This is a genomic window from Clostridium carboxidivorans P7 (assembly GCF_001038625.1).
Taxonomy (GTDB): Bacteria; Bacillota; Clostridia; order Clostridiales; family Clostridiaceae; genus Clostridium_AM; species Clostridium_AM carboxidivorans.
Genome location: NZ_CP011803.1, coordinates 3,069,305 through 3,090,895 on the forward strand (window position 1 = coordinate 3,069,305; position 21,591 = coordinate 3,090,895).

20 protein-coding genes are annotated in these 21,591 nt (G+C 28.5%); 10 read left to right on the forward strand and 10 right to left on the reverse strand.

Translation table 11 applies throughout. The features are described from left to right. The first annotated feature begins 305 nt into the window (after positions 1-305). Positions 306-2,558 carry a formate C-acetyltransferase gene (gene pflB, locus Ccar_RS13420; protein ID WP_007064927.1) on the forward strand — a complete coding sequence of 751 codons (2,253 nt, stop codon included), beginning with the start codon at positions 306-308 and terminating at the stop codon, positions 2,556-2,558. Continuing rightward, positions 2,524-3,318 (forward strand): pyruvate formate-lyase-activating protein, encoded by a 795-nt coding sequence (pflA, locus tag Ccar_RS13425; RefSeq protein ID WP_007060871.1) that lies wholly within the window; start codon positions 2,524-2,526, stop codon positions 3,316-3,318. The genes pflB and pflA overlap by 35 nt, the downstream gene beginning before the upstream one ends. Positions 3,319-3,442: 124 nt before the next feature. On the opposite strand, the gene Ccar_RS13430 is transcribed toward pflA, so the two are convergent. Further along, on the reverse strand, positions 3,443-4,576 hold the full coding sequence (locus Ccar_RS13430; RefSeq protein ID WP_007060870.1) for an acyltransferase: 1,134 nt from the start codon (positions 4,574-4,576) through the stop codon (positions 3,443-3,445). An 854-nt stretch (positions 4,577-5,430) separates the two neighbouring features. Between Ccar_RS13430 and Ccar_RS13435 the strand changes: the two genes are divergently transcribed. Beyond that, a complete protein-coding gene (locus tag Ccar_RS13435; RefSeq protein WP_007060869.1) occupies positions 5,431-6,756 on the forward strand; it encodes a glycosyl hydrolase family 18 protein in 1,326 nt (441 codons plus the stop codon). An 87-nt stretch (positions 6,757-6,843) separates the two neighbouring features. On the opposite strand, the gene Ccar_RS13440 is transcribed toward Ccar_RS13435, so the two are convergent. The 4 genes from Ccar_RS13440 to Ccar_RS13455 form a co-directional block, all read right to left on the reverse strand. Further along, positions 6,844-7,926 carry an eIF2A-related protein gene (locus Ccar_RS13440; RefSeq protein WP_007060868.1) on the reverse strand — a complete coding sequence of 361 codons (1,083 nt, stop codon included), beginning with the start codon at positions 7,924-7,926 and terminating at the stop codon, positions 6,844-6,846. A 93-nt stretch (positions 7,927-8,019) separates the two neighbouring features. Then, complete coding sequence (locus tag Ccar_RS13445; protein WP_007060867.1) at positions 8,020-9,045, reverse strand: phosphodiester glycosidase family protein; 1,026 nt, start codon at positions 9,043-9,045, stop codon at positions 8,020-8,022. A gap of 18 nt (positions 9,046-9,063) precedes the next feature. Beyond that, positions 9,064-10,299, reverse strand: a complete 1,236-nt coding sequence (locus Ccar_RS13450; RefSeq protein ID WP_007064926.1) for a DUF4179 domain-containing protein — start codon at positions 10,297-10,299, stop codon at positions 9,064-9,066. Further along, positions 10,300-10,833 (reverse strand): sigma-70 family RNA polymerase sigma factor, encoded by a 534-nt coding sequence (locus Ccar_RS13455; RefSeq protein WP_007060864.1) that lies wholly within the window; start codon positions 10,831-10,833, stop codon positions 10,300-10,302. Between the two features lie 371 nt (positions 10,834-11,204). On the opposite strand from Ccar_RS13455, the gene Ccar_RS13460 reads away from it, so the two are divergent. Together Ccar_RS13460 and Ccar_RS13465 are read left to right on the forward strand one after the other, a co-directional pair. Next, positions 11,205-11,855, forward strand: coding sequence for a PspA/IM30 family protein (locus Ccar_RS13460; protein ID WP_007064925.1), 651 nt, complete (start codon positions 11,205-11,207; stop codon positions 11,853-11,855). Positions 11,856-11,972: 117 nt separating this feature from the next. Beyond that, positions 11,973-12,410 (forward strand): hypothetical protein, encoded by a 438-nt coding sequence (locus tag Ccar_RS13465; RefSeq protein WP_007060862.1) that lies wholly within the window; start codon positions 11,973-11,975, stop codon positions 12,408-12,410. 109 nt (positions 12,411-12,519) lie between these two features. Here Ccar_RS13465 and Ccar_RS13470 read toward each other — a convergent pair whose 3' ends face one another. Both Ccar_RS13470 and Ccar_RS13475 read right to left on the reverse strand, forming a co-directional pair. Next, positions 12,520-14,553, reverse strand: a complete 2,034-nt coding sequence (locus tag Ccar_RS13470) for a methyl-accepting chemotaxis protein (protein WP_007060861.1) — start codon at positions 14,551-14,553, stop codon at positions 12,520-12,522. Positions 14,554-14,646: 93 nt separating this feature from the next. Further along, on the reverse strand, positions 14,647-14,817 hold the full coding sequence (locus Ccar_RS13475) for a hypothetical protein (RefSeq protein ID WP_007060860.1): 171 nt from the start codon (positions 14,815-14,817) through the stop codon (positions 14,647-14,649). A gap of 298 nt (positions 14,818-15,115) precedes the next feature. On the opposite strand from Ccar_RS13475, the gene Ccar_RS13480 reads away from it, so the two are divergent. The 4 genes from Ccar_RS13480 to Ccar_RS13495 all read left to right on the forward strand — a co-directional run bounded on the left by Ccar_RS13480 (position 15,116) and on the right by Ccar_RS13495 (position 18,565). Beyond that, positions 15,116-15,439, forward strand: a complete 324-nt coding sequence (locus tag Ccar_RS13480; RefSeq protein WP_007060859.1) for a hypothetical protein — start codon at positions 15,116-15,118, stop codon at positions 15,437-15,439. 67 nt (positions 15,440-15,506) lie between these two features. Beyond that, positions 15,507-16,484, forward strand: coding sequence for a TRM11 family SAM-dependent methyltransferase (locus Ccar_RS13485; RefSeq protein WP_007064924.1), 978 nt, complete (start codon positions 15,507-15,509; stop codon positions 16,482-16,484). A gap of 184 nt (positions 16,485-16,668) precedes the next feature. Beyond that, complete coding sequence (locus Ccar_RS13490) at positions 16,669-17,796, forward strand: YibE/F family protein (RefSeq protein WP_007060856.1); 1,128 nt, start codon at positions 16,669-16,671, stop codon at positions 17,794-17,796. A gap of 4 nt (positions 17,797-17,800) precedes the next feature. Beyond that, entirely contained in the window at positions 17,801-18,565 is a 765-nt protein-coding gene (locus tag Ccar_RS13495) for a YibE/F family protein (RefSeq protein ID WP_007060855.1), read from the forward strand. On the opposite strand, the gene fdhD is transcribed toward Ccar_RS13495, so the two are convergent. From fdhD to Ccar_RS13510, 3 genes are read right to left on the reverse strand one after another with little or no spacing between them, the layout of a single operon-like run. Beyond that, on the reverse strand, positions 18,562-19,350 hold the full coding sequence (gene fdhD / locus Ccar_RS13500) for a formate dehydrogenase accessory sulfurtransferase FdhD (protein ID WP_007064923.1): 789 nt from the start codon (positions 19,348-19,350) through the stop codon (positions 18,562-18,564). The genes Ccar_RS13495 and fdhD overlap by 4 nt on opposite strands. Positions 19,351-19,374: 24 nt before the next feature. Further along, positions 19,375-20,037 (reverse strand): response regulator transcription factor, encoded by a 663-nt coding sequence (locus Ccar_RS13505; protein ID WP_007060852.1) that lies wholly within the window; start codon positions 20,035-20,037, stop codon positions 19,375-19,377. Between the two features lie 17 nt (positions 20,038-20,054). Further along, complete coding sequence (locus Ccar_RS13510; protein ID WP_007060851.1) at positions 20,055-21,206, reverse strand: sensor histidine kinase; 1,152 nt, start codon at positions 21,204-21,206, stop codon at positions 20,055-20,057. Positions 21,207-21,426: 220 nt separating this feature from the next. Between Ccar_RS13510 and Ccar_RS26375 the strand changes: the two genes are divergently transcribed. Further along, on the forward strand, positions 21,427-21,585 hold the full coding sequence (locus tag Ccar_RS26375) for a DUF1540 domain-containing protein (protein WP_007060850.1): 159 nt from the start codon (positions 21,427-21,429) through the stop codon (positions 21,583-21,585). The last annotated feature ends 6 nt before the right edge of the window (positions 21,586-21,591 follow it).

Consider the following 21,591-nt stretch of genomic DNA (forward strand, 5'->3'; position numbering starts at 1 on the left):
AGCACTGCTACGCGCCTGGATAAGTTCTTCTAAGACTCAGATGGGTTAAATGTCTAAATGACATTTAACGAGCTTTTGCTCAGGAACTAAATGCCTAAATGGCATTTTATGAGCTCTGCTCCGGTAAGAGGTATTCCTCACAAGCAAACTCCACCTGAGTCTAAGAATCACTTGATTTCTATTTTAACATCTTATGAATATGTTGCAAGCGCAACATACTTATTTTATGTATAAAGTAAACTATTAAAGAAACAGGAGGTGTATATATTGTAAAATGTATGCACAATGTACAAGGAGGAATTGACATGTTAGAAAATGAACAATGGACTGGTTTTGAAGGAAGAATATGGAGAGAAGAAATCAATGTTAGAGACTTCATTCAAAAAAACTATACACCATATGATGGTGATACAAGTTTCTTAGCAGATCCAACAGATGCTACGAATAAACTTTGGGGCAGGTTACAAGAATTGCAAAAAGAAGAAAGAGCTAAAGGTGGAGTCCTTGATATGGAAACAGAAGTTGTTTCTGGACTTACAGCTTATGGTCCTGGATATATTGATGAATCTTTAAAAAATCTTGAAAAAGTTGTAGGTCTTCAAACAGACAAGCCACTTAAGAGAGCTTTCATGCCGTACGGTGGTATTAAAATGGCTGAACAATCTTGTGAAAACTACGGATATAAACCAAATCCAGAATTACATAAGGTATTTACTGAATACCATAAGACACATAATCAAGGAGTATTCGATGCTTATACACCAGAAATGAGAAAAGCTCGCAGCAGCCATATCATTACAGGACTTCCTGATACTTATGGACGCGGACGTATCGTAGGTGATTACAGAAGAGTTGCGCTTTATGGTATTGATTATCTTATGGAAGAAAAAGCAAAAGACCTTGCTAACTGCGGTGATGGAACTATGACAGATGAAGTTATCCGTCTAAGAGAAGAAATTACAGAACAACACAGAGCACTTGCCGATATGAAAAAAATGGCTGAAAGCTATGGCTGTGATATTTCAAAACCAGCAAAGAATGCTAAAGAAGCAATTCAATGGTTATACTTTGGATACCTTGCAGCAATAAAGACACAAAATGGTGCGGCTATGTCAATAGGACGTGTGTCTACTTTTCTTGATATCTATATCCAAAGAGATATTGATAATGGAGTTCTTACCGAAGAAGAAGCTCAAGAATTAATTGACCATTTAACAATGAAATGCAGAATGGTTAAATTTGCAAGAATAACTTCTTACAATGAATTATTCTCAGGAGATCCTTCATGGGTTACTATTGGATTAGGTGGTATAGGTGTTGATGGACGTCACATGGTAACAAAGAATGATTATCGTTTTCTCCACACATTAGAAAACATGGGACCTTCACCAGAACCAAACCTTACTGTATTTTACTCTTCTGCCCTTCCTGAAAACTTCAAGAAGTATGCAGCAAAGATTTCAGTAAAGACAAGTTCTATACAATATGAAAATGATGATGTCATGAAGCCAGAATGGGGCGATGATTATTCAATATGCTGTTGTGTATCTGCTACTCAAACTGGTAAGGAAATGCAGTTCTTTGGAGCTAGAGCGAACCTTGCTAAATGCCTACTTTATGCAATAAATGGTGGTGTTGATGAAAAATCAGGTAAACAAGTTGGACCTGAATACAAAGGAATTATATCAGAATACCTTAATTATGATGAAGTAATTCAAAAATATGAAAAAATGAGTGACTGGTTAGCTGGCCTTTATGTAAATATATTAAATCTTATTCAATATATGCATGATAAATACTATTATGAAGCAGCAGAAATGGCTCTTATTGATACAGATGTAAGACGTACATTTGCAACAGGTATTGCAGGTTTCTCCCACGTAATTGATTCACTTTCTGCAATTAAGTATGCAAAAGTAAAAACAATTCGTAATGAAGCTGGTATTGTTACAGATTACGAAATTGAAGGAGATTTTCCAAGATACGGTAATGATGACGAGAGAGCTGATGAAATTGGCATATATGTTCTTAAGTCATTCCTTGATAAGATCAAGAAGAGACACACATACAGAAATTCTGAACCAACTACATCAATCCTTACTATTACATCAAATGTAGTATATGGTAAGTATACAGGTAATATGCCCGATGGACGTGAAGCTTGGACTCCACTTGCACCAGGAGCTAGCCCATCTTATGGAGCAGAAAAGAATGGATTACTTGCTTCATTAAACTCTGTAGCTAAGCTTCCTTATGAATGGGCGTTAGATGGTATTTCAAATACACAAACAATTAACCCAACTGCATTAGGACATGATGAAGATGAACAAGTTGATAAACTTGTACAAGTATTAGATGGTTACTTTGATCAAGGACCACATCACTTAAATGTTAATGTATTTGGTATTGAAAAATTAAAAGATGCTATGGAACATCCTGAAAAAGAAGAATATGCTAACTTTACTATCCGTGTATCAGGTTACGCAGTTAAGTTTATAGATTTAACAAGAGAACAACAACTTGATGTTATCTCCAGAACATGCCATGAAAGAATGTAATTTAGATAAAAACCTTGGGAAAATTCATTCAATAGAGAGTTTTGGATCTGTTGATGGACCAGGAATTCGTTTTGTTATTTTTTTAAAGGGTTGTCATATGAGATGTCAGTTTTGTCATAACCCAGATACATGGGATATGGATGGTGCTGAAACAAAAACTGTAGATGAACTTTTATCTCAAGCTCTTAAATACAAAACTTATTGGAAAAAGGGAGGCGGAATCACCGTAAGTGGTGGTGAGCCCCTTCTTCAAATTGATTTTCTAATTAAATTCTTTACAAAAGCTAAAGCAAAAGGCGTTCATGTCACACTTGATACATCTGGAAATCCATTTACAAGAGAGCAACCTTTTTTTGGTAAATTTAATGAACTTATGAAAGTAACAGATCTTGTAATGTTGGATATTAAACAGATAGATGAAGCTGAGCATAAAATACTCACAGGATGGAGTAATTCAAATATTCTTGATATGGCAAGATACTTATCAGAAATTAATAAACCTGTATGGATTCGTCATGTACTTGTACCAGGTGGGAGTGATAATGATGATCAACTTACAAAACTTGATGAATTTATCAAGACTTTGAAAAATGTAGATCGTGTCGAAGTGCTTCCATATCATATTCTTGGAACTTTCAAATGGGAACAGCTTGGTATTGATTATCCTTTAAAGGGTGTTGAACCTCCTACTAAGGGGAGAATAGAAAATGCCAGAAAGCTTCTTCATACAAGTGAATATAATGGATATTTATCACGATAATTTATACAAATTAAAAATAGAAAAGGTCATCTTAATGGTAAATATACTATTAAAATAACCTTTTTTTATATTTAGTTTTTAATTCACTTTTAAATATTAGTAGATACTACCCGAACTCTAAATCCTAAAAACTACTTTTAACAGTTTGAACTACTCTTTTAATATTTATACTTTTAATCATTTCTATATAGGATTTTTGCTTGCTGCCTGTTATAAGGTACCCATAAGGAATATGACTAATAGCTTTAATTAAAATAGTATTTACTATACAAGATGAAATCCATAAAACTGTTCCTACAGCTAACCAATCTCTTATTCGATATTTAAACATTATTATCTTTAAGATTGATTGAATCAATAAAACATGAGATAAATAGCTTCCAAAGGAATATTTTCCAAAGAAATTAAATATGCTATATGTTACAGCTCTATTAGATAGAATTACAGAAATTATATACCAAGCTAAAATAGAAAAAACAAAATAAAGCAAATATATTGCTCTTACAAATGGTACCATATTCATCTCATTTAAATATGCATATGTAAATAGACCTATGTATGTTACAATTATTAAACCTTTAAACTTTAAAACTGTTCTTTTAAAAATTTCATAATTCAATGCTATATATATTCCCATTATAAAATATAAAAACCAGAAAAAAGGTGATATATTTATAATTTTCATTTGAACTGCTGTGGGATTATTGAATATAAAATGTATTACTTTATCCGAAATTACATTTTGATATTTTGACACTTCATAATAAGATAAAGCTATAGTAATAAAAACAGATATCCTTAAGATAAAACTTTGAACATGTATTTTTTTTAAAATCCATAAAATTATCGGTAGGTATATAAATAACCTTACTATCATTCCCATATACCATAAATGATAACCAGCGTCTCCTGATAATACTTGCATACATAAATCAGGAATATTAATATTCTTTTTAAAATAATGCATATATACAATTGACCATAATACATATGGTATAAATATGTATACTGCTTTTTTTATATAATATTTTTTTACTACAAATTTTTTTAAAGATGAATAAGAAATTACTATTCCACTAATGCAAATAAAAGCTGCCACTGCTGGCTTTGCTAAAGTATACATAAATTTAAATATTTCATAGTAAAAATAACTGATACCCTTTATATTAAAATACCCACCCATAGTATGTTGTTCTACTACAAAAATAAAAGCAAAAGCTCTTAAAATATCTAATTCCTTTAATCTAGTATTTTTCAAGTCTATTTCCCCCTGCCTGATTTAACCGTTTGTCCGTATTGTATTATAACACAAGCTTCTAAAAAGAATCATAAAATCACTATATCTTTAAAATAATTTTTACATTTAATTTTAAGAAATTTCCTCTTTTTTCCTTGTATTTTTCAAAGAAAATTGCACATATTAATAGCATAAGGGACATAACAGTTGAGCGAAGACTTATATATGCTCATTAAACTGGGTGTATATAGGTCGACCAACGATTATATAATGGTCAAAATGGCTGTTATATAGTCAGAGGGAAGATTTTATAGGGTGAAGAAAAGTTTTATTATAGTCGACATCGATCAATTGATTATAATGAGATTCCAATTTATTTTATAAGGTCGAGTTAAGATCACTCAGGGTGCCGATGGATTAAATAAAATAACATTATTATGGTGTTAACTATAGTTTGTAAATTTTACTTTATTCCTTTCGATCCTATACAGCCGAAAGGTTGTATAGGGTTGAGTAAGTATTCTGTTTGGTTGAACGAACCATGATTACAGGTTGTGATTTGCTTTATTATGGTGGCAACATCATAATAAGGTGATAAACTATCTATAATTGTGCAAGGTAGATTGTTATATTCTTTATTGATTCACTGAAATTTTAAATATGAATTTCAGTTAAAAAGTTGAAGGATCATCAATGTAGTAGATATACTAAATTGATGATCCTTCTCTTTGTTTATTATTATTTTTCCTAAAGGCCTTAAAATTCCTTTGACCTCCAGAAGTTTCCTTTGGTAAACATTACCGTTTAATTTAATTTTATATTTTTCGATAATAAAATTAATATAACAAATTAGAAAACAATGGAGGTATATGAAAATGAAACAAAAAAAGGTACTTTCACTAGTCTTAGCCCTATTCTTAACAATCTTTAATTTCAGCATTGTTTTAGCAAAGCCTCGCTCATCGCAGCCACCACCTTCAGCACCTACTGGTCTTACAGTAACAAGTGTAACTTCTTCTGAAATTAATTTAACTTGGAATACTGTATCAGGTGCTTCAGGCTATAAGTTGTTTAGAGCAACAACCTATGATTCTAATTATACTCAAATAGCTACACTAACTTCTAATACTTACAAAAATACGGGATTAAGTGCTTCAACTAAGTACTGGTATTTTGTAAGAGCATATAACTCTTATGGCACTTCTGCTGATTCAACTCACGTAAGTGCTACCACTAGTCAAGTAGTTGTACCTTCTTCTAGTAAAATAGTTTTAGGCTTTGCAACTTACTATTATTCTGGTGACAGCTCATCCTATAATTCTATGGTAAGCAATTCCACAACAATAAATGAAATTGCAACAGATACATTTACTACAGATGGTTTAGGAAATATTACTGGTATTGTTCCATCAAGTCAAATATCCTATGCTAATAGTAATGGCATTAAACCTTATGCCATGATAACTAATAAATTTGATGGAAGCATAGCTAAAACCTTATTAGAAAGTTCAACTAATAGACAAACCTTGATTAACAACATATTAAACTCTTTGAAAGCTAATTCATACAAAGGAGTTAATGTGGACTTAGAAGGAGTTTACTACTATGATAGAAGTTACTTCACTACTTTTATGAGTGAGCTTTATAACACATTACATCCACAAGGTTTTGCAGTTACAGTTTCTGTACCAGCTAAAACCTATGACAGCACTACTGATTCCTGGAATGGAGCTTTTGATTACGCTAAAATAGCAAATTATTCCGATCAGATGGTTTTAATGGCATACGATGAACATTATCCAGGCGGCTCACCAGGAGCAATTGCTTCAATAAATTGGGTTAAAAATGTTATAAACTACGCAGTTACAGTAATTCCTGCAAATAAAGTTCTACTTGGTTGTGCAGCTTATGGATACGATTGGTCATCAAATGGAACTAAAGCATATAGTATTAATGGAGTTTATAATCTAGCTTCAACTTATGGTGCGCAAATACTGTGGGATTCAGTCTCACAAAGTCCTTATTTTAAGTACACAGACGCTAGTGGTATACAACATACTGTATGGTTCGAAAATAGTACAAGCCTTTCATACAAATTAGATTTAGTAAATAGCAGCAATATTTTAGGTATTGCAATTTGGAGATTAGGTTTAGAAAATACGGATTATTGGACAACTATAAAAACAAAACTTATAAATTAAAAAATAAAGCATTTTCGGATAAACATATAAAAAACACTATCATCCTTATTGAATTCAATAAAGTTGATAGTGTTTTTTCATAGATTGCTATTTAAGTGCAGTTCTAATTACTTTACTATTAGAAAGTGAATATATATATTTATCTCGTATTTCTATAAAGTTTCCAGTATATTGTGTTTCTGCATTAGTTGATGCATTTTTAACAGAATTTTTTGATTGATTTTTTACGTATATATTACCACTATTAGTTATAACTATATTATTTTTATCTGCTGCCTCTAATAACTTTAAATTTCCCCACTCAGATGCAGAGTTTTTCAAATCTCCAAACAATATACTGCTTATTTTACCGCCTTCTGAAATTCCTACATATATTTTATCTTGAGTATCAGTACCTAGTAAAACCTTCTTACTGTTACCCTGAAAATCTATACTAGAGATATTAGTTGATGTTTTCTCATCACCTTTTTTATTTTTAATCACAGTTTGAGTTACATTTTTAATTTCTTCTTCTTCTTTATCTTCATAAACTAAATCAGAAGCAAGATTTAATATTGAAATATTACCTATTTCATTATTTGGAGTTTTAATTTTTTCAATCTGATTCATAACATTACTTCTATAAATATCGCTCTTACCATTCTTATGCAAAATTTTTGTATACATTACATGACTGGCTGTAGACAAAGCAATATTTTCTATTTTATCATTTTTACTATCTAGTTCAATAATAAGTGGTTTCATATCATGATCAGTTAATTGGTTTTTGCTATTCTTACTAGGATTATAATTGTAAAAATTTATTCTATCTCTACTATCCTTCTCACAAATTAAGATCCAATTGCTATCTGGCATCCATTTAAAATAAGAAATAGTTGCATTATCCTTAGTCTCTACACTTTGAACTTTTTCATCCTGAGTATTAACTATTTTTAACTCTTTATTTTCACAATATGATATATATTTTCCATCAAATGAAACTTGAACATTTTCTGCATTTTCAGGAACTTTAACTTCATTATACGTTTTTTTCTCTGATTTTGTAGTACTTTTTACTTCTTTATAGTCCGAGGAGGTTCTAGAATAAGCTTTATCTAAATAAAAAAACATCCCTGACTCAATTAATGCTGCGATTATGCTCCAAATCAACAGTTTTTTTAACAAATTCATAACACTACAACTCCTATACAATCATATAACTATATATTTAATATACAGTAAAATTATTTAACACATATTTCAAATAATACTTCTCTTAATTTATTATTTTTCTGGTTCCACATATAAAGCTGTAGGAACTGTTCTTTCCCCATCCCATTCATTTGGACTATTGATAACTTCGCCTTCATAGTACATTGTACTTGAATATCCACCATCTAATCTTCCTGCATTAATTGCACCATGATCATATAATATCTTTTGTAAATCGTAAAGGCTTGCCCCTAACTTTACTAGATTTTTTCTACCATCTGTAACTAAAAACAATACTGTACCATCAGCTTTTTGACCTACTGCAGTTCTTGGATTAGCACCATCACATTGAGGATCATCTATTTGCTTTTGACCATCTATGATAAGTGTAGGAGCTAAGAAACATACCGCCTCAGTTACATTACGTGCCTTAAGTTCATTTATACTATGATCACCTACTATTAACTTTCCTTCTTTTGTGAAAGCTATTACATTTGCTGGGGTATCCTCATCACAGTCCTTGTATATAACTTGTCCATTAGAAATAACAAAACCTCCTGGGGTTGAACCAACTCCAGCATAATTTTTGTCAACAAAAGAACCACCATTAATAGCAGCAACAGCATTTCTCTCTTTGGCCATTTCACTAGTTTTTTGTCCTCTATCTGAATATTTAGTATATGCAATCTTTATTCTAGTAGGATCCTTTATCTCTAAAAGATATCCATCAAACTTTTTATCATTTATTTCATATTTAATTATCTCATTATCATTTTTATGCTGTATGTTAATTTTTTCAATATCTTCATTAGCCTTTGTTTCAGTACTTTTTGTATTGCCAACCAGTGACTCAATTTTATCCTTTGATAAAAACATCTCCACCAAATATCTATGTCTTGAACCCCAGACCATTCCCACTAAAGTCTTTTTTACATTTTGAAATGGTCCATATAATACATAAAATGGTGAAGTAATTGCTATGAAAAAACTTATGTAGAGAATAAACGCTATAGCCTTTTTAAATGAAAATTTATGTTTATGTTCATTATTTTTATGTTTATGCTCATTATTCTTACGTTTACGTTCATGTTTTGCCATTAAAATATTCCTCATTTCCTACTTTATTTTTATCTTTGTGCTTTCTATATCTTTCGAAAATTGTTGTGAATCATTATCATAATTAAGCTGATTTATTACTAAATAAAGTTCCTTTGAATCTCTAAAATAAGAACTTTGAAAATTCATATTTAAACAGTTGTCAGAATCCATTTCTTCTAAATCATTATCTGCAAATAAATACTTATTACCTTTCTCATCAATTAAATAAGGTAATTTGCTATTATCTGTTTTATCATTTTTCATGATTTGACGTCCTATGGAATAACATTGTGCTGAATTTATGGTGTTCTTTCCCAACTCTATTCTCATTTCAGTATGTGTAGGATATATTTTTAAAGCTTTTATATTAAAATCCGTATGATTTTCCCTGAATTTAATATTGTTATATACTTCAGGCTTTTTATATTTTAAACTCTGATAAGCATTTATGTCAAACTTCCACTCACCAGCTATGCTTATTGGCTCTCTTTTGAAATCTGAAAGAAATTTTTCATACTTATTTTTTGAATAACTCATCTTATAAGCCTCAGTTAAACTTAAAAACTTTAAATTCAATTCATTTGGTATCTTACTTCCATTAACACTTGACAGTTCTATGCAGCCATAGCTTTCTCCATTTTTCGAATAATTTTTAAAACTATTACCAAGTGAAGCAACTACACAACTATATTCCTTATTATATGTCAATAAATAATCTCCATCCTCATGATCTAGCTTAGCTGGAAGCTTAGAATAATAATTAGAGGTACTATCCAAAAGTACATTATCATCATTATCAGTTATCTTAAAATTTTGTAAAAAAAGATTTTTAAGTCCTTCTTTAGCCATTTTGCCATTTAAAGTATAGAATATAAACAAATTTTTATCATCACCAACTATATTATTTATAGTGACTTTTATATTTTTATTTATTTTCGATTCATCTATACATTGAGATGCTCCTTCTTTTACCGCATTTCCTATATTCTTATCATAATAACACTGAAGTTCACGAGTTATTGGTTGTCCAATAGTTACATTATTTATAGCCTCAGCAAAAACCGGTATAAATTTAACGCTAGTCATAAATATAACAGATATCGATGCTGCTGCCAATGTATATTTAATTAATTTTGTTTTGATTATATTTTTCTTCTTATCTTTTTTCGCTTTTTTAATAGCTTTTTCTACTACATCATCAAGCTTTTCTGAAACTTTTATTTTCTCAAAGCCATTTTTAGGTTTAAAGTCCATCTAAATAAACTCCTCCCTCAGCTGAATTCTTAATTTTTTTAAAGCTCTATGTATATAAACTTTTACAGTTCCTTCAGGAATTTCAAGCATATTAGATATTTCGGAAATAGTCATATCTTGAAAATACTTTAAAATAATTATAGTTTTTGATTTTATATTTAAACTATCAATAGCATTATAAAGATCTATACATTTAGGTATATCCGTTTCTAAATCTAAATTACTAAGATTAAAATTATCAATTTTTTCATACTCATCAACTAAAATGACTCTCTTATTTTTCTTTAATCTATTTATAGAATTGTTTATTAATATTCTTGTAATCCAAGTTTTAAAAAACTTTGGATTTTTCAATTTATTTATATCCATATAGACTTTATATATGGTATCGCTTACAATATCTAAAGCTTCTTCTTCATTTTTTAAATAAGCAAAGGCTATTTTATAAAGATTTTCTTTATGACACTTTATTAATTCACCAAAAGCTATATCATCCCCCTCTTGAGCTTTAATCACTGTATCAATATCATTCATCTTTTCACCTCTTTAATTGGATAATATACAGGCCATATAAATTAGACAATACTACTGTATAAAAAGTTACACTTCAAACATATTTTTTTAATAATGTCAGTATATCATATTGTTCTACTTATTTTGTCACTATTATGGTTATAAAACTAATAAATATTATACTCTACTAATGTCTTCTTTAATTTTAGTATAACATCAAAACTTTAAGATTTTTGAAGATATTATGAGTTAAACGTCAATATAAGGTTTGTTTTCACCTCAAAAGGCGTATTTTAAAATTTGTTAAGCGTTATAAATAACTATATAATCAGTTCATAGATTTTAATTAGTAATTAAAAAATTATTTGAAATATAATTTAGGAGGAATTGTTATGGGAATATTAAAAAAGATCAACAACATGTTTAGAGCAAAGGTTAATGGTGCATTAGATGAGATGGAAAATCCAATTGAACTTTTAGACCAAAAATTAAGAGATATGGATGAAAGTTTAAACAAAGCTAAAATTTCATCTGCACAAATTTTAGGAAACGTTCATGAAATAGAAAAAAAAATGGATACTGCTAAGAAAACTTCTGAGGAATTTGATGAAAAAGTAAAACTTGCCATGAGCAAAGGTAATGAAGAATTAGCTAAAAAAGCCTTAGCAAAAAAAATTGAGGCTGATAAATCTTATGATTCATTAAAATTGAGTTATGAAGATGCCTTTAAAAAAGGTGAAGCTATTAAGAAAAAGTTAAGGGAACTAGAAGAGGAAATTCAAAAGACTAGAACTTATAGAGATGAGGCAGCTGCAAGATATAACAATGCAGAAGCTAGTAAAAAGGTTAATGAAATTTTATCAAATGTAGATACTGGAAGTAATAAAATAAATTTAGATGATATAGAAAGAAAAATTGAGAAAAAAGAAGCTTTGGCAGAAGGATTAAATGATTTAAGAGAAGATAATTCATTGGATAAGGAATTTGAAAAATTAAATGAAGTAAATTTAGACGAAGAATTAAAAAAATATCAAGTAAAATAATTCATAAGGAGTTTTAACTCCTTATGAACATTTATTTTATAAAGTTTGTATTCACAATTTATCCATTATATTGTAATATTGAATTAGTAGCCATTATTTTATAGAGGGGGTATTCACATGTTTTTAGAGGAACTTAATAAGAAAGAATCTGTTGTATTTGTTAACTTGGTTCAACTTCTAGCTAACGTGGATGAAGTTTTTGCTGAAAATGAAAAAAACTTAATAGATGATTATATGGATGAGCTTTCATTGACTAATGAAAATATAAAAAGTTTATCTTTTCAAGAAGCTGTAAGCGAATTAAAAACTTCCACAGACAGAATTAAGAACATAATATATTTTGAATTAGTTGGTCTTGCTATATCAGATGGATCCTATGATTCTAAAGAAATAGAATTTTTAAACAAGCTAGCTTGTGAATTTAACATAAGCAAAGATAAGCAGCAGGATTTTCTAGATTATTTTAAAAAGGTAAAAGATACTTATGAAATAACTTGTGTTGAATACGAAAGTAAAATAGAGTCATTAAAAAAACTGGCTTTGAGTTTATTGTAATACAAATTTAATTTTAATCTAAAAAGCTGTGAAAGTAATATTGATATCTTACTTTCACAGCTTTTATTTAATAAATTTTTAACTAACTAAAAACCAATTAATTTTAAAGTTAAATCTTAAATTTAGATATAATTTGCTGCAATTTATCAGCACTTTGCTTATTATTATCAGAAGTAGATTTTATATTGCCAAGCTTTTCATCTATACTAGCAGCTTTGCTAGCTATTTCTGTAACTCCCCTAGCACCATCACTTACAGTATTAGCTACTTCCCCTATGGCAGTAGTTATACCTGCAATAGATGAACTTAATTCTTCTGCCACAGCGCTAAAATCACTCATGAAATTATTTACTGTTTCTGCATCATTATTATATTCTTCTCCAGTTTTCACCAAATTACTATAATCCTTTAAAACAGTTTCATTGATGAATTTAAGAAGTTTTGATGAATTATCTGATAAATTTTGTACTGCTTCTACAACCTGTCCAACTACATTTTGGATGTTACTAGCTGTTGCTGCAGATTCTTCTGCTAGTTTACCAACCTCATCCGCCACTACAGCAAATCCCTTTCCTGATTCACCTGCTCTAGCTGCCTCTATAGAAGCATTAAGAGCCAATAAATTTGTTTGTTCAGTAATGTCAAGTATGTCAGCAGACAATAAATTTATCTTTTCAATAGACTTAGAATTTTCAATAGCTTTTTCCAAATCATTTTTTACTGACATATATATTTCATTAGCCTTTTTGTCAGACTCAAATGCAACATTCTTTAATTTTTCAGCTCTTCCAGCAATATCATTGGCATTAGCAGAACCACCTGAAGCTTTTTCAGCCATAGAATTTACTGCATTTCCCATTTCATCTGAAGAAGCTGAAACTTCTTCTACTGTAGCTGCATTTTCCTCCATACCTGCTGAAAGATTTTCACTTTCCTCTGCTGTTTTTTCAGCATAACTCTTTAACTCAATGGTCAGCTTATCAACTAACTCTGCATTTGAACTTATTGCAGCTGAAGCTGATGTTATATCTCCAACCATTTCCCTTAGTACTTTTCTCATGTTTCCCATAGAACGAGCCATCATTCCTACTTCATCATTATAATTATACAACCTATCAAAATTCTCAACATTCTCTAAATCTAAATTAGCTGTTTTATCTATGAGATTAACAATTTCACCAATAGGCTTAGTAATCCTTAATGAAAATCCATAACCTATTCCTATAGCTATAATTGAAAGCAAAATAGATATAATGATTATAATATTAGTCATACTTTTAATATCCTTTAATACTTCCGATTTATCACTAGTTGTTACTATAACCCAATTTGTTTCAGGTATAATCTGATATCCTGATATTTTATCCACATTTTTAAAATTGTAATTAAGTATACTTCCTTTTACAGTTTCCCCTTTATTTAGTCTATCAGTTATAGCTTTTATTTCAGAAGTTTCTGTAGGCTTTCCTATTTTTTCTTTAGTAGGATGATAAATCATATTTCCTTTGTAATCCATTAAAAATGCATAGCCAGATGAAAATTCACTTGCTTTAGCATTAGTTAAATATTTTGAAAAACTGCTGCCATACACAGCTGTACCTACATATCCTAAAATTTCATTATTTAATTTAACTGGATTAGTAAAAACCACTATAGGATTGTTAGTTACTTTTGACATAATTACTTCACTTATTGAATTTTTACCTTCTAAGCTTGGCTTATTATAAGACCTATCATTTACATTTTTTCCAAGATAATCTTTGTCACTATCTGCAACTATATTTCCTTTAGTATCCACTATAAAGACGTGCTCAAGATTTTTAGTTTCTTTAACATAATCTTGTAGTGCTAAATTCATATCCTGCTGCTGCTTATTAAAATCTTCACTATTTGGAGTATCCTTATTTACTTTAAGTAAATTTCTAACTACATTCTTTTCTGAATAAATTCTAACTGCCAACTTTTCTTTTTCAATTGTTGAACTTATAGTTTCAGCTGAACGATCACATATTTGTTGTATTTCACTATTAGTTTTGTTTTTTATTATATTGCTAGACCTATTGTTAATAAAAACAGTAGTTACAACCATTAAAACAACAATTATTATTGCAATTAAAAAAGGTATTTTTTTCTTTATAGACATAAAAAACAACTCCCCCCGTAAATAAACCTTATTTAACCCTATTCTCGTACAGTTTGAAAAAATACTTAATATATATGGACAAATTAGTTTACTTTATAAATCATAACAACAATTTTCGCATTTTTTCCCAATAGATTGATAAACAATAATGGAAGGCATTTGTTTTGATTTTACCTTGAATAATTTACATCCATATGGAAAATTCTTATCCCATGTAATATAATAATATTTGCATTTTCTACACTGTACCTTTTCTATAGTCATACATTTCATCTCCATATACATCAAAATAAAAATTTTAAAACTTTCCATTTACATTTTAACTTGTTATTATATATATAATAACAAATATATATAAAAAAAACACAATATTATGGTTTTTTTGTTTAAAATATGATAACATGAATACTTGTTATCCTGTTTATAACTTTATTTGCAGAAAAACTTCTAATTTTATATAACTGGGAAATATTAATGGCATAAAAATCCAAAATATACCAGTATATGTGCCATATTATAAGCTTAAAATATTATTATATAACTAAAAAGGGGGAGGCTATTAATGAAAACATTTCAAAGTCTCATTAATGAAACTTTAGAAGCTGAAAACTTAGACGAATTAGAAGCAGCAGCTGATTTATTCCAATTTGGTATTGAAAAAGGATATTATACTAAACAACAAGCAGATGAGTTTAACAATGCCTATTGGAAAACAAAAAATATTTACTTAGGCTATGAAGTTGCTAAAGAAGTAAAAGGAAGTAAATTAGATATTATTACTATAGTTTCTAATGCTCCTAACAGCGTAAAAAATGACAAAAGAAAACTTATTAGCTATGTAAATGACCGTATAAAAGCACTTAAAGGTAAAATTAAAGGAATTTAATATGTTAAATGAAAAAATCCTCAAATTTAAGGGGATTTCTTTCATTTATATCACAAGAGGTGTGCTTATGTTTAAATTAATACCTATGGATATGAAACCAAAGGTAAATTTTAATAACAAAATTAAACCCTATTTTTATATAATTAATTTTGCTCAAGATGAAGAAAGCTTGTGCAAAATGGAAATGAAATGTCTTTTCAATAAAGTTCCAGATAAAAAACATTTTTTTTCTTATCACTATATTGCCACATCTAGAAGTCCATTTATAAAAGAATCTATATCTATAATGTATACAGGAAAATCCTTAGAGGATATAATTCATAAAATTACAGTAGATAAACTGGCATATGAAAACTTCAAAGTTTCTTATGTGAATTATGGTGATGAAATCCTTAGTTATGAAAAGAGGCGTAAAATAGAATATAAAATTGGCCAAAATATAACAGGAGAAGCTGAAATGAAAAATCCTGAATTACTCTTTGGTATAACAAGAGTAAATGAAAAATGGATATTTGGCAGATATGAAAAAAATAATCCTGAATGGAAATTCCATAACAGAAAGCCATACTCATATTCTAATGCACTTGATTCAAGAATTGCAAGAGCAATAGTAAACATCGCTGTTTGCAATAAATTAGATTATAAATTAGTTGATCCTTGTTGTGGTATTGGAACAGTTATTATAGAAGCTCTGTCCTTAGGAATTGATACGAAAGGCTGGGAAATAAATCCTATGATTGCTGCAAATGCAAAAAAAAATCTAGAGTACTTTTGCTGTAAAAATGTAATTACTACTGGAAATATGCATGATATAAAAGATAACTTTGATGTATCAATTATAGATTTACCTTATGGTCTATTTTCATCAACTACACTTGAAGATCAAGTAGCTATAATAAAAACTGCTCGTAAAATATCAAATAAAATGGTAATTGTTACTTTTGAAAATATGGATAAATATATTCTTTCATCTGGTTTTAATATTATTGATAAATGTTTTGTTGCTAAAGGTAAATTTAAAAGACATATAACTATATGCCAGTAAGTTTAATATAATAAGGAACAATAATAATTTACGTACTTACTTCAATGTGTTATTATTAAAATCAAAGTAATCTAAGTAATGAGCTTCAATTTTAAATTGCAGCTCATACTATATTATATGAAATATTTTTCAAATAAAAATATCAACAAAAACACACTTTGAGTAAAAAGGAGTTACTTAAATTATGGAAAAAGTACTGTCATTATTAAAGAAAAATAAATTTACTTCCATAGTTGCTATATCATTAGTATTTATTTGTGTGATTATTTACTGTTTTACATCAAACAATGAAAACTATTATGACAAAACTATAGCAAAGATAACATATATAAAAGAAACTCCATCTAAAATTACCAATATGAACGGTGACATTGAACAAATAACAAAACAGCAAATTAAGTCAATAATTATGAATGGAAAATTTAAAGGGCAGGAAATTGGACTTGAAAATTCCTCTTCTTATTCTGGAGTCAACAATTTAAATTTAAAAGTTGGTGACGAGGTTTTTATATCAACACAGCAAGATGCAAATAATAAAATAACTTCTGCAAAAATACTTGATCTTAAAAGAGATAAATACGTTGTATATATTACATCCATATTTATATTTTTAATTTTGTTAGTGGGTGGTTTTAAAGGATTTCGTTCTTTAGCCAGCGTAATTATTAACATCATAATTTTTTGCATTATAATTAAATTGTTTATACATGGCTACAATCTCATATTTATTTCTATAATAGCTAGTTTATTGTTTGTTATTTTATCCATATCAATTGTATGTGGGACAAATAAAAAAACTCTTTCTGCTGTACTTGGAACAATAGCAGGAACTCTTTTATCAATGTTGATAGCTGTTTTTGTAATACAGTTAAATCACTGGAACGGCATTAAATTTGAAGAAATGGAGTTTCTTACTCATCCACCAGAACAAATATTTTATATTGAAATTCTTATAGGTACTTTGGGTTCAATAATGGATATTGCAATTTCTATTTCCTCTTCTATAAAAGAATTATGTGATAAAAACCCAAACATTGAAAGTAAAGTTCTTATTAACTCGGGTAAAGAAATTGGAAAAGATATTATGGGAACCATGACAAATACTTTAGTTTTCGCATATATTAGCGGCAGCATTCCACTTATACTGCTTTTATTAAAAAATAATTTTTCATTTTTCTACATTATTAGTATAAATCTTTCACTTGAATTTGTACGTGCCCTTACTGGAAGTATAGGAATTATCCTAAGTATACCTATTACTATTTACATATCCGTAATACTTTTTAAAAATCATAAGATTGGAGTATTTTAAAGCTATGAATGTATCAATAGTACTATTAATTATATTGTTTGCTTTAATGGTGATCATAGGTGGCAAAAGAGGGATAAAATCATTTTTTACATTAATTTTTAACTTCTCAATTTTGTTTTTTATGCTCATACTCATTGCTGCTAAAATGGATCCAATTAAAATAACTTTTGTGGGATGTATAACCATTACCTATGTTACTTTATTTTATATTAATGGATTAAATAAAAAGACAGTTTCAGCACTTTTTTCAGTTACCTTAGTCATATTTATAACCATGCTTATTACATATGACATAGGAAGTAATGCAAAAATACAAGGCTTTGGTGTAGAACAATCTGAAACAATTTCCGCACTATCCCTTTATGTACAATTGAATTTTTCACAAATAGTTATATGCCAAGTTTTAATTGGATTATTAGGCGCAATAATTGATGTATCTATTTCTATATCCTCTTTCATGTATGAACTGTATAAACAGGATCCATCAATAAGCAAAGCTGCTATATTGAAATCTGGGATGAATATTGGGAAAGATATTTTGGGAACTATGACAAATACATTACTTTTTGCATATATAGGAGGATTTATGACATTAATTATTTATTTTAACGAACTCCATTATTCAATGTCATCTATAATAAATGCAAAGGTATTTTGTTCAGAAGTGTTTCAGATATTATGTGGTGGAATAGGCATTATACTCATAATACCTATTACTTCTCTAATTACAGCAAACATACTATATGTTAAGTTAAGAGTGAATAATTAATAGTTAATTCTTTCTTCACCCGCATATATATTCATTTTATTCCCTCTCACAAACCCCACTAATGTAATATTAAGCTTTTTTGCTAAAGCAACAGATAAGCTAGTTGGCGCAGATTTAGATATAATAACTGGTATTTGAAGTTTAGCTGCCTTTAAAAGCATTTCAAGGGATACTCTGCCGCTGAGTATTAAAATTTTATCCTTAAAAAAAATTTTTTTTAAAAGCCCTTCTCCTACCACTTTATCTAATGCATTATGACGTGCTACATCCTCTGAAATAATAATTATATCTTCCGTATCACTAAGGGCAACACAATGTAACCCTCCTGTTTTTTTAAAGATTTCCGAAAAATCAAGATTTTTTTTCATAAATTCGAAAACCTTGTTTGCTTTTAAAGTTATTTTACTAACTACTGGTGTACAATCTATACACTGTAAAAAGTTTTTAAAATCTTTTAAATTATTATCTTTTAAATTGTCTAATTCAACCTTTTTTGAATAAAAGCTTTTTCTAAAAACATTTTTATCAAAAGTTTCTACTTCAACTAAAGCTTTAACATCATCTAATTTAAAATATTTTATATCTTCCAAGCTTTCTATAATACCTTCTGTTGATAAAAATCCTAAAGTTAACTCTTTAAGTTTTTCAGGGCTACAAAGAAGTGTAGCTATCTTTTTTCCATTAAGACAAATCGTTAGAGGATACTCACATACTACTAATTCATTAATGCAGCTACTTTCACCATTTTCAATTTTCACAACTTTACATTCTAATAGCTTATCCATAAATCCATCTCCCTTAAAAGTTTTTTAATATAGTTGTATTTGACTAATAAAAACAGCCAATTCCGTTCTACTATTTAATTGAAGCTTTTCAAATATTTTTGTAACATAATTTTTAACTGTACCTTCTGATAAAAAAAGAACTTTGCAAATATCCTTATTACTTTTACCTTCAGCTACTAATTTTGCCACATCCATTTCTCTCTTGGTAAGCAAATCTAATTTATATTTTTGTGTTTTATATTTATCAAGATTTTGTTTTTCAGTACTTATGGACTTATATGCCTTAACTATCTTTGCTGCTACTTCAGGGTTAAGAAGTATATTACCATTATAAGCAGTTTTTATTGCTTTTATTATATCCTCTGAACCAGCATCCTTTAATATATACCCATCTGCTCCATTTTTAATTCCTTTAAATATGTATTCATCTTCAGTAAAAGTAGTTAAAATAATTACTTTTACATCTTTATATTGTTCTTTAACAAGTTTAGTAGCCTCTACCCCATCCATCACAGGCATCCTAACATCCATGAGAATAACATCTGGTATTTGTTTTTCTAAAAATGACATTAATTCTCTTCCATTTTCAGCCTCTCCTATGATATTTATTTCTTCATCCAAGCTTAAAATCATTTTAATTCCTTCTCTTACAATTTCCTGATCATCAACTAGTAATATATTTATCACAACTTGTCACACTCCTATTATATTGGAATATTGGCTTCTATACTAAATCCTGAATTTTTCCCGCTAAAATAATTTACTCTTCCATTTAACAAACCTATTCTATTTTCAATTCCATTTAATCCATTAGACTTTATAATTTTATCACATCGAATTCCATTATTACTTATTATTAAATTTATGCCTTCACTGCTCTTTACCATATTTATATTAATTTCAGTTGCTTGTCCATGCTTTATGCTATTTGTTAAAGCTTCCCTTATGGTTTTATATATTGAATTTTTAATATTTATATCTACATTATCAACACTCATATCCCCATTAAAATTAATTTTTACTCCTCCAGCTATCTCAAAGTTATCAATAAGTTTTTTTATAGATTCATTAAGATGTTCTATTTCTCTTTCTTCCTTAAGAGCATTAACAGCCTTTCGTAAATCATTAACACTATCCTTTGCAATCTTTTCTGATTTTTCCAATACACCCTTAACCTTATCAGGTTTAGAATCCATAACTTTTTTTGCAAATTCTAAATGCATAGTTAGTGCCATAAGTGAATGTCCTAAAGAATCATGTAATTCTTGAGCAACTCTCCTTCTTTCTTTAGAGATAGTCAAATCTTCAACTTTAAGAGAGTATTCTTGTAATTTTATATTTGCCAATTTTAATTTCTCATTTAACTGCTTTGTTTCTTCTTTTTCCATTTGAATCATTTTTATAGAATATATTATACTAGCAACAGCAAAATAGCTTATTATTGTTATTCCCATATCTGACATTTTATCTACAGTGTTAGGAATTCCTATACTTAAAATAGATACTATAAAAAATGAAGTTCCATGAATTAAGAAAAAAATTTTTAACAATTTTCCCTTTACTCCAAAAAGTTCAGCTAAGGAAAAGAATATATATCCACTGGCTCCTAAGCCTCTTACAAAATATCTTAGCACTGCTGCTCCACAAATAGTAAAAATTAATGATATACCTCTATACTCAGAATTTTTATTTAATATCTTATTTCTTACATAATCATTAATCATAATAATTATACTAAACAAAAATAATAGTATCATAATTGAAACTTTCTTATTAAATCCATGATGAATATCAACAAATACAAGCACTAAGAATAAATATTTAAAAACTACTAAGGATTTTCTCAATATGTACATTATTTATACAACCTCACTTAATTTAATCTAAAAATTTCATTTTCATTATTTTAAACAGCTAATTATATTTTTTTATTATATTATAGCATTATAGTTAAACTATGGAATATTTTATATAAAAGATAATCCCTTAATTATAAAAACTACCATGAATATATATAAGTTAATATCACACAATAATATCACAGAATTTTAAAAAATAAATTTGGAGGTACTGTTTATGGAAAAGAATAATAGTATAGGCTGTATTGTTTCTGAATGTAAATTCCATGCACATAATGAGGATTATTGTACTTTAGACAAAATTAAAGTTACTAAACACGAATATGCTGCAACGAACGTTGAAGGTACAGACTGCGGAAGCTTTAAAATAGAATAATTAAAC